Here is a 16,530-nt window from a genome sequence, read left to right on the forward strand (position 1 = left end):
AAACGCATTGCGGCTGATTAACTCTAACTTATGTAGGCCACCACCTCGATTTCCACACCGACGTTTTTGGGAAGCCTTGCTACCTCAACGCAAGATCTGGCCGGAGGATCGGACGGGAAAAACCCGGCATACACAGCGTTTATCCTGGCGAAATCATCCATATTTTTGATAAACACCGTCGACTTCACCACGCGCTCCAGACCGCTGCCGGCAGCCTCCAGTACAGCCTTCACATTCTCCAGGACCTGCCTGGTCTGTTCCTCGATAGTGCCATCAACCAGATTTCCGCTAACCGGTTCCAGGGGAATCTGCCCTGACGTAAAAATCAGATTCCCGATCCGTACTGCCTGTGAATAAGGTCCGATTGCCGCAGGCGCGGCCGGCGTCTGTATAATCTGCCGCATATCCTCTCTCCCTTTTTGCTGCCAAGCCGGTCAAAGGCCAGTCAGTTAATCCTGTCTTGAGTGTAAAATGATTTCAACTGCATGTCAATATTTACTTAAAATTTTTTAAGCAACATTCAAATTATTTTGAACAACGACTATTGTAAGAACTTGGTTTTTCCGATAGAATATAACTAATAAAACGTCAGGACGTTCATTAGATTTGCATTTATTGCAGGACGCCGGGTCATTCTAGGAGGTATTGCCGTGAGCGAAATTCATGACGAAATCAAGAAATTCATACCATTTATCGATGCCATACAAGCCACCATCGGCCCGCATTGCGAGCTGGTCCTGCACGACTTCGCGAAGCCAGAGCAGTCGTTGATCCACATCGCCGGCAACGTCACCGATCGCCGGATCGGCGCGCCCATCACCGACTTTGTCCTGGCAAGGCTCCGCAAACACGGAGATGAATGCGATAATTTCATGAACTACACCACAAACACGCAAACCGGCAAAACACTCCGCTGCTCCACCCAGTTTATCCGCGATGCCGCGGGGAAAATCGTCGGCTGCCTCTGTATCAACATCGACATCTCTCCCATGATGGCATTAAAACATTTCGCCGACGCCAGCCTGTCGGTGAACAGCGTACCAATGGAAGAGCACTTCTCCAACGACGTCTTTGAAGCGCTTAACAACATTATCAAAGATACCCTGGCGCACTACCAGATTCCCGTAGCAAACCTGCCTAAAGAAGAAAAACTCAACATCGTCAGCCACCTCGACGAAAAAGGCGCCTTCCTTGTCAAAGGGGCTATCGAACAGGTCGCAGCCACCCTCGGGGTATCACGCTACTCCATATATAACTATCTTGACGAAGTCCGCAGCCTCAAAAACGGCAAATAAACCGGCCGGATATCCTCAGGCCGGTTTTCCATGTCCCCCGCAAATCCGTCCCCGCCGTCAACAACCCTCCGCCCGGCGCATACCTTATAACATAATAACTCATCAATCGCTACGGGAGGGTTGAACACCTTGGAAACCGACGCCTTCAGGCGCTATGTCCCCGCCGGCAAACACCGCCTGCCCCCCTTGCCTTACCCCTACGACGCCCTCGAGCCCGTCCTCGGCGCCGCCACGCTCCGTTTCCACCACGACCATCACCACAAAGCCTATGTCGACGGCCTCAACAAAGCCGAACTCGCGCTCGCCGCAGCAAGGGACAATCAAGACTTCAACTATATCAAGTATTGGGAAAACGAACTGGCCTTTAACGGCTCGGGACACATCCTCCACAGCATCTACTGGGCCGTCATGGCTCCCCCCGACAGCGGCGGCGAACCTGGCCCCTGCGCCACGCGGGAAATCGAAAAATACTTCGGCAGCCTCGGACCATTTTGTCAGCAATTCGTCGCCGCCACCGTCAAAGTCGAAGGCTCCGGCTGGGGCATACTCGCCTGGAACCCCGCCTGGGGCCGCCTGGAAATCCTCACCGCCGAAAAACACCAGAACCTCACCCAGTGGGGGGCCATCCCCATCCTCGTCGCCGACTCCTGGGAACACGCCTACTACCTCGACTACCAGTACAAGCGCGAGGAATACGTCCGCCAATGGCTCAAACTCATCAACTGGTACGAAGTCGAAAACCGCCTCCTCCTCGCCATGGAGGGTCAGCTCCCCCTCCTCCCCGCCGGAGCCGCCGAATAATCCCCTTGACTTTCCGCCCAGATAATGATATCTTAAATAAGATTGATTGCCATCAATATTAGAAGTAGTGAAAAATCTGCCTCCCCAGGTTTTCTTCATTCTAGTGAGCGGTTGGTAATAGTCGGAGGTAATTGCGGCTGATAGCGCCTTGCGGCGTTATGATTACCATCTTAGTAATTACGGAGGAAGAAAAAATGGAGCTCAACATCATCAAAAAGCTCGTCAAGCGCCTCGCTTGGCTCGGATACACCGCCTATGAGATCAGCGCCATCGTCAAAGACGTCATCGGCGACGACAGCATCGACGACGACATCTGCTCGCTCAAGGCATCCCGGGTCATCTCGCAGCTTAAGCGCTATGAAGAGCTCGGCGCCAACTATTTACTCACCTACAGTAAATAACGCAACAAAAAACGGGAGGGCATACGCCCTCCCGTTTTCAGTTTGCCGATAAAGCCCCATCTGCGGCGTTGCTCCTCAGAGCACTTGCTAGCGTACGCCCGAGTACGCGTCGCGGCTCGCTCTTCCGGTGCGCCTTGCACCTGGGGCTTTCTCAGCAACCTGATGCCTCCGGCTCTAAAAATTGATATCCAATTGGGTCGTTATCGTATTCTTAAGATTCCTGTCGTTATAAATATCATAGCCGACAATTATCGACGCATTCGGCGCAACAGTATAGCCAACGCCGAAGTTAAGCGCTCCCAGCGCACTCTTGCCGCTCTGGTAATCGACGCACACCCACCACTTGTCGTTGAGCTGCTTATCGATGCTGGCCAGCAGCATCTTGTTATCGCTTCCCAGCGCGTCCTTACGGCCCACGCCGTAGCCGAGGGAATAGCGCCAATTGTTGGCGTCGGTCACGCTCGTCAGGATATACTTGACCTCCTGGTTTGTCGTCTTGGTCGTGCCGATGTTATACACGCCGGCCACTACGTTCAGATCCGAAGGCGTCTTGCCGGCCAGCTTGAATTTGAAATTGAAGTACAGCGGGTCTCTCTGCCCGGCGACATAATCGATCCCGGCCTCGCCGTTTTTGAAACCGAATGTCAGGCCATAAGTAGGCGTGGTGAAAGCGCCGGTAGATTCGCCGGCTTGCAGCGACTTGGCGGTGAAATAATTGTCGATCCCGAAATGAACCTTGTCCGCCGGCTGGATATCGGTCGAAGGAATCCAAACCGCGGTCGAAGGCGTAGCCGCGACAGGCGACGCGACCGCAAGAACAAGAAGGCAAGTGAGTAAAACCAGCTTTTTCATACAGACCCTCCCAATTATTATCTATTATTTAATCTGCTCCCTCGGTGATACGTTTCCCCTTTCCTCCCCCCTCCCCGAAAAAACAGAAGTCTTCCGCCGCGGCGGAAGACTTCTTTGTCCAATATGCCTACAAACAGACGCAGTCTTCCGAAGAAATCGGAAGACTGCGTTGTCATCGGCTGATATTGTTTGAATACAGTATAAAGGCATTTCCTCATCTTGGCAAGAAGATTCTTCCCCCGCCGGCCCCTCCACGCCTCCGGGCCGGTCGTCAAACCCGGGAAACCATGTCGAATTATGTAAAATAAAGGAAATTACCAAAAAACACCGAAGGTTATACTTATTATCAGGCGAACTTTTCAGCGAAAGAAGGCCGGCAATAATGAACAAAGAACACTTCTCTCTCCGCAAAATCGCCGGGATCTTCGCCGACAACCCCGCCCTCATCGCCGTCACCAGCATGCCGGACAGGAAATATGTCGAAGTCAACCGCGCCTTCACCGACAGCCTCGGCTACACGCGGGAAGAGACAATCGGCAGGACGATCAACGAAATGGGCCTGATGTCTGCCGATGATCTGGCCGCCATGATCGCCGAAGTGCAGAAAACAGGCAAAATCACCGACCTGGAGCTGCAGGTCAAAACCAAGGCCGGCGCCTTCCGCACACTGCTCTTCTCCGGCAACGTCATCGAGAGCGGCGGCGAAAATTACTTTTTTATGGTCAGCGTCGATATAACCGAACAGCGTTCGCTGCAGCTAAAACTCGCAGAACAGAAGCAAAAGCTCGAGAACGTCATCGAAGGCACCGGCCTGGGAACGTGGGAGTGGAACGTCCAGACGGGTGAGACCATCTTCAACGAACGCTGGGCGGAAATCATCGGTTACACCCTCGCCGAGCTCCAGCCGGTCAGCATAGAAACCTGGCTGCGCTTCATCCATCCGGACGACATCGAAAAATCCCAGGCAGCGCTGCAAAAATGCTTCGCCAGAGAAACCGACGCCTTCGCCTGCGAAACGCGCGTAAAACACAAAAACGGCCGCTGGCTATGGATCGCCGACCGGGGAAAGGTCACCGAATGGACCGCCGACGGACGGCCCCTGAAGATGTTCGGCACCCATGCCGATATCACCCCCCAAAAGAAAGCCGAGGAAGAACTCAAAGAAAGCGAACGGCGTTTCAACCTCGCCCTCGAAGCCACCGACGCCGGCCTGTGGGACTGGGACATGAAACGCGACACCGTCTATTACTCCCCGAAGTGGAAAAACATGCTCGGCTACGCCGACCACGAAATCGAGAACACCGTTGCCGGGTGGAAAAACCTCTGGCACCCCGACGACGCTCCGGCCATCGAAAAAGCGATGGACGACTACCTCCACGGCCGCGCGGCTCGCTACGAAATAAGTCACCGCCTGCGCCACAAAAACGGCGAGTGGCGGTGGATACTCACCCGCGGCGGCGCCTTGGCCAACAAAAACGGTATCCCCTACCGCTGGATCGGCACCAACATCGACATCACCGAAGATAAAAACAGCGCCGACGAACTTGAGCGCTTCTTCTCCGTCAACCTCGACCTCCTCTGCATCGCCGACCTCCAGGGCAACTTCGTCAAAACCAACAAAGCCTGGACAGACATCCTCGGCTATTCGCAGGAGGAACTGGAAAACCGCAAGTTCCTAGAATTCGTCCATCCCGACGACCTCGACGCCACTCTGCAGGCCATGGCCAAGCTCGCCGGCAGAGAACAGGTGCTCAACTTCGTCAACCGTTACCGTACAAAAGACGGCGGCTACCGATATATCGAATGGCGCTCCCACCCCTACGGCAGCCTCATTTACGCCGCCGCCAGAGACATCACTGAACGCATCGAAACCGAGGAAAGGATCCGCCAGATCTCCCTCCGCGACCCGCTCACCGGTATCTACAACCGGCGCTTCATCTTCGAACGTCTCGAAACCATCCTCGCCGAGTACCGGCGGACAGGCCGGAGCTTCGCGGTCGCGATGCTCGACATCGACCTCTTCAAGGCCATCAACGACCGGTTCGGCCACCTCGCCGGCGACTTCATCCTCCGCGAATTTACCCGGGTGCTCGGCGCCAACCTGCGCCCCTACGACATACTTGGCCGCTACGGCGGCGAAGAGTTCATCGTCGTCTCGCCCAGCACCGGTAAAGATCAGGCCGTCGCAATGATGACCCGCGTCCTCGACAAAATCCGCAAAGCCGTCTTCGATTACAACGGCACCGCTATCAGCTTCACCTTCAGCGGCGGCGTCGTCGATTGTCTGGATTTCGAGGCAAGCGAACTCTCCGCCGAAAAAATCATCGAAAAAGCCGACAACAGGCTCTATACCGCCAAACAGACCGGCAGAAACAGAATCATCCCAACCCCAAGCCGGCCGTTAGACTGACGATAAAAGAACGCCGCAGGGAACACTATTCGGCAAATCCGGCCGCGTATTTTTCCACGGCCGCAAGGAGGCGCCCTGGCATGAAGTCCAAAACCAAAAACACCAAGCCCCCCAAACCGGTGGCCGGCACCGACCTCGTATCCGTCCGCCGGCAGTGGAACAGCCGGGAGATCGCCCAGGTATACGTCGCCGACGTCGCCAACCCCCTTTGGGACGTCGCCGGCGGCGGCACAAAGGAAACCGCCCCCGACGCCCTCATCTACGGCCACATCTGGTGCGACGCCCTCGTCTCCGGCAGCGTCGCCCACTCCTGCCTCCACGGCACCGCCCCCCACAGCATCAAAATCTGCATCCTCCGTCAGGACAACCCGCCGCGCATCTACAACCACTTCCTCGCCCTCGCCGGACCAAAACCGGCCATGTGGCAGCGCTAGAAGCCCGGCTGCCCGTCCGGCCGCTATTACATACGCCGCTTTGTAATCAGCTCACAAGGAGGTATTGTCGTGAAATCCTTCAGGACCACCATATCTCTCCTCCTAGCCCTCCTCATCCTCGGCACGGCCGCCGCCGCCCTCGCGGCCGCAAGCTGGGCCGTCGACCCCGCCACCGGCGGCAAAATCGGCTACGTCCACGACGACTACACCATTACGGCCGCCACCTGGTCCGGGCCGCTCGTCGACGGCAAGGCCGACGGCAAAGGCAGCCTCACCCTCACCGTGCGCGCCAACAAAGACGGCGCAACCTACTCCGCCACCGGCGAAGCCGAAATAAAGGGCGGGCTGATGAACGGCCGGGTAATCCTCACCTGGTCTGACGGCAACTATGTCGACTGCCTGTACGCCGACGGCCAGCGGGTCAAAGGCCTGATGAAGTTACCCTCCGGCGCCGTCTACGAGGGCGAATTCAAAAACAACTTCTTCCACGGCAAAGGCGCCTACAAATACCCCGACGGCTTCAAATACGAAGGCGACTGGGTCAACGGCACCCCCCACGGCCGCGGCGTCGGCTACAACCCCGCCGGCAAGGTCGTCCATGACGGCGAATGGAAGGACGGCCAACCGTACTACCCCGTAAAAACCGACAACGTCCTCGGCGTCCCCTGGGGCGCCACCTTCGAACAGGCCAAAACCGTCCTCCTCAAACGCCCCAACACCATCCGCGTCTCCTTCCTCGACGGCAAAGACGGCGACAACCGCTGGTACTACTTCGGCGGCCCGTTCGCCGACTTCGCCGACGCCTGGATCTATGTCCACTTCTACCAGGACAAGATGTGGCAAGTGCAGATATCGTGGCCCCTCAAAGACGACCAGGTCCACGACCGCTTCGCCGCAATAAAGCAAGGCCTCACCGGCCGCTACGGCCCACCCTCCGAGGAGAAGGGCAAATACCTCGACTCCTACGCCGTTTGGAATCTGGGCGGCGGCTACTATGTCAACGTCCAGATAAGGCAGAACACCTTCAAAATCGCCGCCGCCGACCCCACCCCGCAGACCCACCCCTTCCGGGTCATCATCACCTACCATAACCAGGCGGTCGTCGACATTAAGGAAAAAGCCTCGGCCGCCAAGCCGGGCGGCAGCAAGGACTACTGATTTACGCCCCGCAAACAACAAAGTTCGCACCTGCCGACCGGCAGAATGCGAACTTTGTTGTTTCCTGGCAGGAAATTCCCAAATTCGCAAGAATTACCATATTAAAGTTATGCTCGGGAGAGGAAAGGTGCTCCCTGTAATGCAATACCCACATAGTTATCGCCGCTGGTGCGCACAGGCCTTAACCCGCCTCTTCGCCCTCACCCTTCTCCTCGCCCTTCCGGCCGCCCCGCTGGCGGCGGGGCAAAGCGCGGCCGCCTCTCCCGTTAAAAGCAAAGTCCTCCTCCTCTACACGCAAAGCATGGACTCCTCCTTCAACATCGCTTTTACCGCCGGCTTCAAACAGCGCCTGGCAGCGGACGACTCTCGCGAATTCGAATATTTCTCCGAAAATCTCGAAGTCCTGTCCTATTCCCCCAACGACACCGTCGCCCGCGCCATCGCGGAAGTCCTCCGCCAAAAATACCGCTACTCCCGCCCCGACATAATCGTCGTCCACTCCCCCGTCGGGATCCGCTTCCTCGATACCTATTGCGACGACATCTTCGGCGACACGCCGGTCCTCGCCTTCAGCACCCTGACGCTCGACATCACCCCCGCTCTGCTGCATCCCAACCGGACCTATTGCATCCCGGCTTTCGACCCGCTCAAAAACGCCGCCCTCATCCTCGAACTCGTGCCGGCCGTCGAGCGGCTGTACGTGGTGCTGGGCCGCTCCGAAGCCGAGCGGGACCTTCGCGAAGAACTGCCACGACGGCTAGCCCCCCTCGCCGGCCAGGTGGCGATAAATTATCTCGACTACCTGGCCCTCCCCGAGCTAATCGACCACCTTGCCGCCCTCGACAAACCGGCCGCCGTCCTGTTCGTCGACTTCGCCCGCGACAACTACGGCTCCCCGCTCGTCCCGGCCCAGATAGCGCGCAGCCTCGCCGCAGCCTCGCCGGCGCCCGTTTTCGGCAGCTACTCCACCCACATCGGCGACGGCGGCGCCGTCGGCGGCTACGTCCTCAATATCGGCAGCCTCGGCCGGGCGGTCGGCGAAAAAGCCCTCGCCATCCTCCAGGGCCGCACCGCGCCCGGAACCCTGGAAACGCTCGACATCGCCGAATACCGCTTCGACGCGGCCGAGCTACAGCGTTGGTCGATCGGCGAAAGCACACTCCCGGCCGGCAGCATCGTGATAAACAGGCGGCCTTCCCTTTGGCAGACCCATAAATGGTCCATCATCGTTACCAGCCTGTTCGCGCTCGCCGTCGTCAGCCTGCTGGTGGCCCTCATCGCCCTCCACAGCCGGCGGCGGCTCGCGGCCGAACGGCGGGCGCTGCTCGGCGAGGCGCTGCTCGGCAGGCAGGAAGAGATCATCCGCGAACGCACCAGCGAACTCATCGAGGCCGAGGAACGCTTCCGGGGCATATTCCACCACAGCCCGGCGATGATCGCCATCTACAGCATGGTCGACGACCGGCACGTCGAAGCCAACCGGAAATACCTCGACACCCTCGGCTACACACGCGACGAAGTCAGCGGCCGCACCGCCAAGGATCTCGGCATCAGGGTCAATCTTGACGAACGTAAGGCAGCGAAACTCCTCCACACCCTGCGCACCGCCGGCGAACTGCCTCTCGCGGAATATAAGCTCAGAACGAAAACCGGCAAGCTGGTAACCGTAATGACCACCACCACCCTCGTCCATATCGGCGACGAACCGTGCCGCATCGCCATCATGCAGGACATCTCCAAAGAAAAGCTGCTCGAAGCCGACATGGCCCGCCTCGACCGCCTCAACCTCGTCGGCGAGATGGCCGCCGGCATCGGCCACGAAGTCCGCAACCCCATGACGACCGTCCGCGGCTACCTGCAGCTGTTCCAGCGGAAAAACGAACTCGCCGGGTACAAATCCCAACTGGCGATGATGATCGACGAGCTGGACCGCGCCAACAGCATCATCAGCGAATTTCTCTCCCTCGCCAAAAACAAAACCTCCGACCTCAAGCCCGGCAGCCTCAACGACGCCCTCGCCGCCATCTTGCCGCTCCTGCAGGCCGATGCCCTGCGCACCGGCCACTCCGTCGAACTCAGAACCAGCCCCGTCCCCTCCATCTTATTCGACGAAAAAGAGCTCCGCCAGTTGGTGCTCAACCTCACCCGCAACGCCCTGGAAGCAATGCCGGGCGGCGGCGTCGTCACCATCGCCACCAGCCCGGCGGCAGAAGGCCGGATCGTCCTCGCCGTCAGCGACACCGGCCGCGGCATCCCCAAAAGCGTCATCAAAAAAATCGGCACCCCCTTCTTCACCACCAAAGACAACGGCACCGGCCTCGGCCTGTCGGTATGCTACCGTATCGCCCAGCGCCACCGCGCCGCCGTCGACTTCGCCACCGGCATGGACGGCACCACCTTTTACGTCAGATTCCCGGTCAAACCTTAAGCCGCGCGCCATGCCGCCGCGCTGCAATCACGCGCCAGCGAAAAAAATCCGAAAGGCAGGTCGAAGCAATGACCCTCTACACCATCGGCTCCGGGAAAAAATCCGCCCGCGACTTCTTCACCCTCCTGCAGCAAAACGGCGTCAGCAGGCTCATCGATATCCGCCTCAACAACACCTCCCAACTCGCCGGCTACACCAAAAAACCCGATCTCGAATACCTCCTCGACGCCATCGCCGGCATCGACTACCTCCACCTGACCGACTTCGCCCCCACCGAAAGCCTCATGGACGGCTACAAAACAAAAAAAATCAGCTGGCCCGAGTACGAAAGCGAGTACGCCCGCCTGCTCGAAGAGCGCCAGGCTCTGCGTAAAACCGACCCTGCCCTCTTCGCCGGCGCCTGCCTGCTGTGCAGCGAACCCGCAGCCACGCGCTGCCACCGGCGGCTGCTCGCCGAGCGCCTCGCGGCGCTCATCCCCGGCCTCGAAATCGTCCACCTGTAAACCGATAAACAATCGAAAAACCGCGGAAATCGCGGTTTTTCGTCTTTAGTGACCGCGGGCGGCGTGCGCGGATTTTCCGCCGGCAATCGCGTTTGGCGGCGTATTACGCGCCAATCGGCCGGTTGTAATCCGCCCGTCCGGCAGCTATAATTAGTCTGAATTCCGGCCGGCGGCGCAATTTCCCAGGCGACCCGCCGCGGCCGACCCGAGAGGCGCACCGATGTCCTTACTGCCGAACCTGTTCGCCAACCGCCAGTTCCAGATCATCGTCATCGTCCAGATGATGATGGTCTTCAGCAACAACCTGCTTAACCCCGTTCTGCCGGTGCACTTCAAAACCACAGGCCTGAGCGAATCCCAGATCGGCTTCGCCATGGGTATCGTCTCGCTCGGCGCCCTGCTGCTCCGCCCCTGGTCGGGGATGAGCGCCGACGTGCGCGGCAGCCGGTTCACGCTGCAGATCGGCCAGATCCTCACAATTACGGGGTTGGCGGCCTACCTGTGGGCAACCGGGTTCTGGCCCCTGCTCCTCGTGCGCTTCTGGCAGGGGATCGCCATGTCCTTCTACGGCACCGGCGCCATCACCTTCGCCAGCACGGTGGGCACGCGCGAACACGCCACCGCCGCCATCGCCTACTTCTCCCTCTTCACCATGATCGGCCTCGGCATCGGCACCAGCGCCGGCCCCTTCGTCTACCAGGCCGCCGGCTTCACGTCCCTGATCGCCGTCAGTCTGACAGTCTCCCTCTGCGCCCTGGCGGTAATATGGTTCGGCTCCAAACCGGCCCCCGCTCGCGCGGGCGACGCCCGGGCCCCTTTCCGCGCCGTCCTGGCCGCCAAAATCGTCCTCGCCCCGTCCGTCTGCCTGTTCGCCTCCAACTTTGCCCTCGGCACCATGTTCACCTTCGTCCCCCTGCTCGCCCTGGCCCACGGCATCGGCGGCTTCTCCGTCTTCTTCGTCGCCTTCAGTCTCGCCGTCGTCCTCGCCCGTCTGGGCGTCCAGACCGTCAATGAATGGCTCAGCCCCGTCAAAACCTCCGTCTGCGCCAGCCTCCTCAACGCCGCCAGCGCCTTCCTGCTCGCCGCCGCCCCCTGCCCGACCGTCTTCGCCGTCGCCGGCGTCCTCGTCGGCTTCGGCTTCGGAACCATCTACCCCACCCTGGCCGGCTTCCTCGTGCAAAACGTCAAAGAAGCCAACAAAGGCTCCGCCCTCAGCATCCTCTCCGGTGCGGGCGACGTCGGCAACGCCCTCGGCGCTTCCGTCCTCGGCGTTGTCGCCCAGGCGTTCGGCTTTACGGCCGTCTTCACCGCCGCCGCCGCCGTCATCCTCGTCTGCGCGCTCTACTTCCACCTCGCCCTGCGCGCGCACGCGCCGCGGTAGTCCGCCCCCGCCGCAGCATAAACTCCGCAAACGAAAAACCTGCGAATCTCGCAGGTTTTTTTCCGTATCGCCGCCCTTACCCGTTCTTTTCCTTGTCCAGGCGATAAGCGACCTGATAATACTTTATATCGTACCCCTTCTGAGTCAGCACCCTGGCGATCTTCCGCGCCCCCATACCCAGCTTCCGGAACTCCCCGACCAGCGCCCACACATCCGCAGCCGGCTGAGCCGCGGCAGCCTCCGGCTTACTGGCGACATTCACCACCTCCGCCACCTGCCGTCTGCCGATTTCCGCCCCCGGCGACAACAGCACCAGTCGCTCCACCACATTGGCCAGCTCCCGCACATTGCCGAACCACGGGTATTCCCGCAGCGCCCCGATCGCCTCCGGAGAAATGCTCTTCACCGGCGGCCGGTGCGTCGACAGCCTGCGGACGAAATGCTCCGCCAGGCGCCCGATATCCTCCGGACGCTCCCGCAGCGGCGGCAGATGCAGCGGCAGCACGTTGAGCCGGTAATAAAGATCCTCCCGGAACCTGTTGACCGCCACAAGACGGGTCAAATCCTTATTGGTCGCCACCAATATACGGACATTGACCATATTGATCTTGTCGCCCCCAAGCCTCATAACCTCTTTCTCCTGGATCATCCTCAGGATGCGGGTCTGCAGCGAAAGCGGCATCTCGCCGATCTCGTCGAGAAACAGCGTCCCGCGGTGGGCGAGTTCGACCAGGCCGATCTTGCCGCCCTTCTTCGCCCCCGAAAACGCACCCTCCTCATACCCGAACAACTCGCTCTCCAGCAGGCTTTCCGGCAGCGCGGCGCAGTTGACGGCCACGAAAGGCGCGTCGCGGCGCGAACTGAGGTTGTGAATGCTCTGGGCGAAAAGCTCCTTGCCGGTGCCCGTCTCCCCCGTGATCATCACCGTCGAATCGGTTGCCGCATACGTGCGGGCGAGCTCCTTCGCCTTCCGCAGCGCGGGGGAATCGCCGACAATCTGGTTAAGATGGAACTTGGCCGTCAGACCCTTATCGTAAAGCTTCCGGCGGATAGACTGCTCGAACTTCTGCAGCTGCGACACCTCCTGGAAAGTCGCCACGACGCCGGTAACCTGATCGCCCGTCTTTATCGGGATGCGCTTCGTGGCGATCTGCCGTTTGCCGATTATCTGCAGCTCGCCGATCTCCGGCTCGCCGGTGCTCAGCACCTGGGGCAGGCGCGTATTGGGAATGACGTCCGTCACCGGCCGTCCGGCCGCCCGGTCCTGACCGAACCCGAAGATACCCTCCGCCGCCTTGTTGAAAAGCGTTATGCGGGCGGCATCATCGACCGCGATTATGCCGTCGGTCGACGAATCGATTATCGTCCGCAGCATCTCCGTCCGGGCCTGTTCCTTCCTGCGCACCCTGACGACCGACTCCGCCTCCCTGATCGCCTTATAGATCGACGCCTTGCCCGACTCGATCAAAATGCACGATATCCCGGCCGAATTGGCGAACCTTATCGCCAGCGCGTCGCCCACCAGGATCCGGATGCCTTCCCTGATGGCCTGCTTCATCCCCGCATCGTCGCAATCGTCGAGAATCGTAACCTGACGGAGCTGGGTGCCCAGAAAATCGTACAGGCTCTCGCACTCGTAAATAACATTCCTGAACCCCGCCAGGCCGATCGTCGACGCGTCTTTCCCCGCCTTGTTGAACGCGCTCAGCATATCGAGCGCCGTCACCTCGATCTCGACCACGGGGATATCGGTATGCTCGGCGATATACGCCGCCGTGCCGCCGCGGCTGACAATCACCTCCGCTCCCCACTCCTGCGCCTTGCGCAGCTCGACCAGGCTGTTCTGAAACCCGGTGACGTCGCAGTGGGAAGTCGATACCGCGACATCGCAGTTGGCAAGTTCGCGAGCCCTCTCGGCCACCACCTGCTCAGCCACCTTCTGCATCGCAACGAACGGCGTGATAATCCACATCTTTGTCTTCATGCCGGCAATCCTCTCCCGATATTCTCTCCCCTCAATTATACACCAATAACGGCGCCAAAACAGATGTAAGAACTATTCTTCTTACATCTGTTACAATTATTACATTTTTTGGTTGACGCCGCGCGACTTTTTCCCCGCCGGCAGCGGCGGGAAAACGCGGGAAATAGGCGGAAACAGGGCCGGCTATCCCCTTCGCCGCTATTGGCACGAGATATGCGATAACTAAACCTATGGCGCCCACCCGCAGGATAAAAGAGCACGGAAAAAGGAGAGGCTGGCATGAAAAAAGTAAAACTGGCTTACGGCAGAACCGGACTGGAAATCAACGTCGCCGACGACGCGGTGGTTATCGAACCCAACCACCTCGAAGGCCTGGCCGACGAAAAGCAGGCCGTCCTCGCGGCGCTGCGCGACCCCATCGGCGCCCCGCCGCTGCGGTCGATGGTAAGCACCTCCGATACGGTGGCGATCGTGATTTCCGACCTCACCCGGCCGACGCCGAACCACAAGCTCGTCCCGTGGATACTCGAGGAACTCGGCCACGTGCCGCCGGAAAACTTCGTCATCATCAACGGCCTCGGCTCGCACCGGGCGAATACCAGGGACGAACTCATCCTCATGCTCGGCAGGGAGATCGTCGACACCATCCGCATCGAGAACCACGACGCCTTCGACGACGGCAAACTCGTCCGCGTGGGCCGCAACACCTACGGCTCCGAGGTATACTTCAACAAAACCTATGTCGAGGCATCCTTCAAAATCGTCATCGGCTTCATCGAGCCCCACTTCTTCGCCGGCTTCTCGGGCGGCCCCAAGGGGATCCAGCCCGGCGTTTCCAGCATAAAGACCATCCTCGATTTCCACAACGCGCAGATGATCGGCCACCCCAACAGCACGTGGGGGATCATCGAAGGAAACATCCTCCAGGACGCCGCCACCCAGAACTGCCTGATGGCCAAACCCGACTTCATGCTCAACGTCACCCTCAACGGCGAGAAAGAAATCACCAACGTCTTCGCCGGCGACGTCATCAAAGCCCACCGCATCGGCTGCCAATTCGTCAGGGAAAGCGCCATGCACGCCGTCGACCAGGCGTTCGACATCGTCGTCACGACCAACTCGGGCTACCCGCTCGACCAAAACCTCTACCAAACCGTCAAAGGCATGAGCGCGGCGGCGCAGATCGTGCGCCAGGGCGGCGCGATCGTCAGCGCGTCCGAATGCTCGGACGGCGTGCCCAACCACGGCAACTACGCCAAAATCCTGCAGATGCGCGACACGCCGCAGCAGCTGCTGGCCATGATCGAAGACCCGGCGTTCAGCATGTTCGACCAATGGCAGGTCCAGGTGCAGGCCATCGTCCAGCTCAAAGCCGACTGCTACCTCTACTCCACCCTCGACGGCGCAACCGTCGCCAAAGCCAAATTCATCCCCATAAGCGACGTGGAGCAAACCCTGGCCGCCCTGACCGCGAAATACGGACCGAAGCCCCGCATAGCCGTCCTCCCGTTCGGGCCACTGACAATCCCCTACGTCAAACAGGCGCGGTAATCACAGCCCGGCCGGCCGCACCCGGCGCGAAAACGGCAGGGATGGGGTGGAAATCGATGCCATAGCAGGAACGGGCCCAGGCGAATAAATATGAAGGAGCGAAAACAATGCAAATCAAGCGCGCAATCGAAAAGGTCCCCGGCGGGCTCATGGTAGTGCCCCTGATGTTCGGCGCCCTGCTGAACACCATTGACCAGCTGCACATTCCTTTCATAATGTCCTTCCTCAAGTCCCTCGGCGTAGCGCCCATCAAACCGGGAATATATGAATTTTTACGGATTGGCGGGTTTACGCAATTCCTGTTCAAAGACGGCGCCATGCCCCTCATCGCCCTCTTTCTTTTCTGCTGCGGCAGCCAAATGAACCTGCGGGTCGGCGGCCTGGCCCTCAAGAAAGGCGTCCTCCTCACCGCCTCCAAATACTTCACCGGCCTCATCGTCGGCGTCATCTGGGGCAAACTATCCGGCGACATGATGAACGGCTTCCTCGGCCTGTCCACCATGGCGATCATCGCCGCCATGACCAACGGCAACGGCGGCATGTACGCGGCCCTCACCGGCCAGTACGGCAACCGCTCCGACGTCGGCGCCGTCGCCGTCCTCTCGCTCAACGACGGCCCCTTCTTCACCCTCATGGCGCTCGGCATGCTCGGCGCCAACTTCCCCATTATCGCCTTCATCGCCGTCCTCCTGCCCATCGGCATCGGCATGCTGCTCGGCAACCTGGACAAGGACATCCGCGAATTCCTCAAGCCGGGCGAATCCCTGCCCATTCCCTTCTTCGCCTTCGCCCTCGGCGCCGGCATGAACCTCGCCACCTTCTTCAATCCCAAAGTCGTCGTCGCCGGCGTCACATTAGGGCTGATGACCACCATCCTGACCGGCTTGACCGGCATCCTGGTATTCAAGCTATTCCGCGAAAAGAGCCAGATAGCCCCGGTCGCCGAAGCCTCGACAGCCGGCAATGCCGTAGGCACCCCCGCCGCTATCGCCGCCGCCGCCTCAATAGCTGTGGGCGCAGGCATGATGAGCCCTGCCGAAGCCCTGGCGTACAAGAACCTCGTCGAAATCGCCACCCTCCAGGTGTCGCTGTCCACCTTGACCACCGCCATCCTCTGCCCCATCGCCGTCATCTTGATGGACAAGTGGCAGAAAAGCCGCGGCATCGACGCCAAGATCGAATACCCCGAGAACGGACAGTCGGCAAACCATCAGGCCTAGCCCGACGCTCCCCGCCCGCGGCGTCAACCGGCCGGAGAAATATTCTCCGGCCGGTTTTTCCGTTCATCGGCCCGTCCCCGCCCGCGGTGAACTAATAAAAATTCCCTTGATT

14 protein-coding genes are annotated in these 16,530 nt (G+C 59.8%); 11 read left to right on the top strand and 3 right to left on the bottom strand.

The features are described 5' to 3' along the window. Positions 1 to 23 precede the first annotated feature (23 nt). Entirely contained in the window at positions 24 to 404 is a 381-nt protein-coding gene (locus RIN56_02815) for a RidA family protein (protein MDR7865718.1), read from the bottom strand. A 246-nt stretch (positions 405 to 650) separates the two neighbouring features. Between RIN56_02815 and RIN56_02820 the strand changes: the two genes are divergently transcribed. From RIN56_02820 to RIN56_02830, 3 genes are all read left to right on the top strand, one after another. Beyond that, on the top strand, positions 651 to 1,295 hold the full coding sequence (locus tag RIN56_02820) for a PAS domain-containing protein (GenBank protein ID MDR7865719.1): 645 nt from the start codon (positions 651 to 653) through the stop codon (positions 1,293 to 1,295). Between the two features lie 129 nt (positions 1,296 to 1,424). Beyond that, positions 1,425 to 2,096: a superoxide dismutase gene (locus RIN56_02825; protein ID MDR7865720.1), complete on the top strand. Its 672-nt coding sequence runs from the start codon at positions 1,425 to 1,427 to the stop codon at positions 2,094 to 2,096. 158 nt (positions 2,097 to 2,254) lie between these two features. Further along, positions 2,255 to 2,497 (top strand): hypothetical protein, encoded by a 243-nt coding sequence (locus RIN56_02830; GenBank protein MDR7865721.1) that lies wholly within the window; start codon positions 2,255 to 2,257, stop codon positions 2,495 to 2,497. 174 nt (positions 2,498 to 2,671) lie between these two features. On the opposite strand, the gene RIN56_02835 is transcribed toward RIN56_02830, so the two are convergent. After that, a complete protein-coding gene (locus RIN56_02835; GenBank protein MDR7865722.1) occupies positions 2,672 to 3,349 on the bottom strand; it encodes a hypothetical protein in 678 nt (225 codons plus the stop codon). Between the two features lie 382 nt (positions 3,350 to 3,731). On the opposite strand from RIN56_02835, the gene RIN56_02840 reads away from it, so the two are divergent. The 6 genes from RIN56_02840 to RIN56_02865 all read left to right on the top strand — a co-directional run bounded on the left by RIN56_02840 (position 3,732) and on the right by RIN56_02865 (position 11,663). Next, positions 3,732 to 5,759: a PAS domain-containing protein gene (locus RIN56_02840; GenBank protein MDR7865723.1), complete on the top strand. Its 2,028-nt coding sequence runs from the start codon at positions 3,732 to 3,734 to the stop codon at positions 5,757 to 5,759. A gap of 80 nt (positions 5,760 to 5,839) precedes the next feature. Next, positions 5,840 to 6,193, top strand: coding sequence for a hypothetical protein (locus RIN56_02845; GenBank protein ID MDR7865724.1), 354 nt, complete (start codon positions 5,840 to 5,842; stop codon positions 6,191 to 6,193). A 69-nt stretch (positions 6,194 to 6,262) separates the two neighbouring features. Then, the gene (locus RIN56_02850) at positions 6,263 to 7,351 is read left to right on the top strand and encodes a hypothetical protein (protein ID MDR7865725.1); all 1,089 of its coding nucleotides are present in this window, start codon (positions 6,263 to 6,265) and stop codon (positions 7,349 to 7,351) included. Positions 7,352 to 7,490: 139 nt separating this feature from the next. Then, positions 7,491 to 9,779 carry an ATP-binding protein gene (locus tag RIN56_02855; protein MDR7865726.1) on the top strand — a complete coding sequence of 763 codons (2,289 nt, stop codon included), beginning with the start codon at positions 7,491 to 7,493 and terminating at the stop codon, positions 9,777 to 9,779. Between the two features lie 68 nt (positions 9,780 to 9,847). Continuing rightward, on the top strand, positions 9,848 to 10,282 hold the full coding sequence (locus RIN56_02860; GenBank protein ID MDR7865727.1) for a DUF488 domain-containing protein: 435 nt from the start codon (positions 9,848 to 9,850) through the stop codon (positions 10,280 to 10,282). Positions 10,283 to 10,502: 220 nt separating this feature from the next. Beyond that, positions 10,503 to 11,663 (top strand): MFS transporter, encoded by a 1,161-nt coding sequence (locus RIN56_02865; protein MDR7865728.1) that lies wholly within the window; start codon positions 10,503 to 10,505, stop codon positions 11,661 to 11,663. 76 nt (positions 11,664 to 11,739) lie between these two features. Here RIN56_02865 and RIN56_02870 read toward each other — a convergent pair whose 3' ends face one another. Beyond that, positions 11,740 to 13,647: a sigma 54-interacting transcriptional regulator gene (locus RIN56_02870; protein ID MDR7865729.1), complete on the bottom strand. Its 1,908-nt coding sequence runs from the start codon at positions 13,645 to 13,647 to the stop codon at positions 11,740 to 11,742. A gap of 279 nt (positions 13,648 to 13,926) precedes the next feature. Between RIN56_02870 and larA the strand changes: the two genes are divergently transcribed. Further along, on the top strand, positions 13,927 to 15,198 hold the full coding sequence (gene larA / locus RIN56_02875) for a nickel-dependent lactate racemase (protein ID MDR7865730.1): 1,272 nt from the start codon (positions 13,927 to 13,929) through the stop codon (positions 15,196 to 15,198). A 107-nt stretch (positions 15,199 to 15,305) separates the two neighbouring features. Further along, entirely contained in the window at positions 15,306 to 16,418 is a 1,113-nt protein-coding gene (locus tag RIN56_02880; protein ID MDR7865731.1) for a 2-keto-3-deoxygluconate permease, read from the top strand. Positions 16,419 to 16,530 lie beyond the last annotated feature (112 nt).

This window comes from Sporomusaceae bacterium (assembly GCA_031460455.1).
In the GTDB taxonomy this organism is placed as follows: Bacteria; Bacillota; Negativicutes; order Sporomusales; family UBA7701; genus Anaeroselena.

Bases quoted from the DNA above. Each gene is read 5' to 3' on its own strand.
- RIN56_02870 (MDR7865729.1), bottom strand. From the start codon at position 13,647: ATGAAGACAAAGATGTGGATTATCACGCCGTTCGTTGCGATGCAGAAG.
- RIN56_02880 (MDR7865731.1), top strand. From the start codon at position 15,306: ATGCAAATCAAGCGCGCAATCGAAAAGGTCCCCGGCGGGCTCATGGTA.
- RIN56_02840 (MDR7865723.1), top strand. From the start codon at position 3,732: ATGAACAAAGAACACTTCTCTCTCCGCAAAATCGCCGGGATCTTCGCC.
- RIN56_02845 (MDR7865724.1), top strand. From the start codon at position 5,840: ATGAAGTCCAAAACCAAAAACACCAAGCCCCCCAAACCGGTGGCCGGC.
- RIN56_02860 (MDR7865727.1), top strand. From the start codon at position 9,848: ATGACCCTCTACACCATCGGCTCCGGGAAAAAATCCGCCCGCGACTTC.
- RIN56_02815 (MDR7865718.1), bottom strand. From the start codon at position 404: ATGCGGCAGATTATACAGACGCCGGCCGCGCCTGCGGCAATCGGACCT.
- RIN56_02830 (MDR7865721.1), top strand. From the start codon at position 2,255: ATGATTACCATCTTAGTAATTACGGAGGAAGAAAAAATGGAGCTCAAC.
- RIN56_02855 (MDR7865726.1), top strand. From the start codon at position 7,491: ATGCAATACCCACATAGTTATCGCCGCTGGTGCGCACAGGCCTTAACC.
- larA (MDR7865730.1), top strand. From the start codon at position 13,927: ATGAAAAAAGTAAAACTGGCTTACGGCAGAACCGGACTGGAAATCAAC.
- RIN56_02865 (MDR7865728.1), top strand. From the start codon at position 10,503: ATGTCCTTACTGCCGAACCTGTTCGCCAACCGCCAGTTCCAGATCATC.
- RIN56_02835 (MDR7865722.1), bottom strand. From the start codon at position 3,349: ATGAAAAAGCTGGTTTTACTCACTTGCCTTCTTGTTCTTGCGGTCGCG.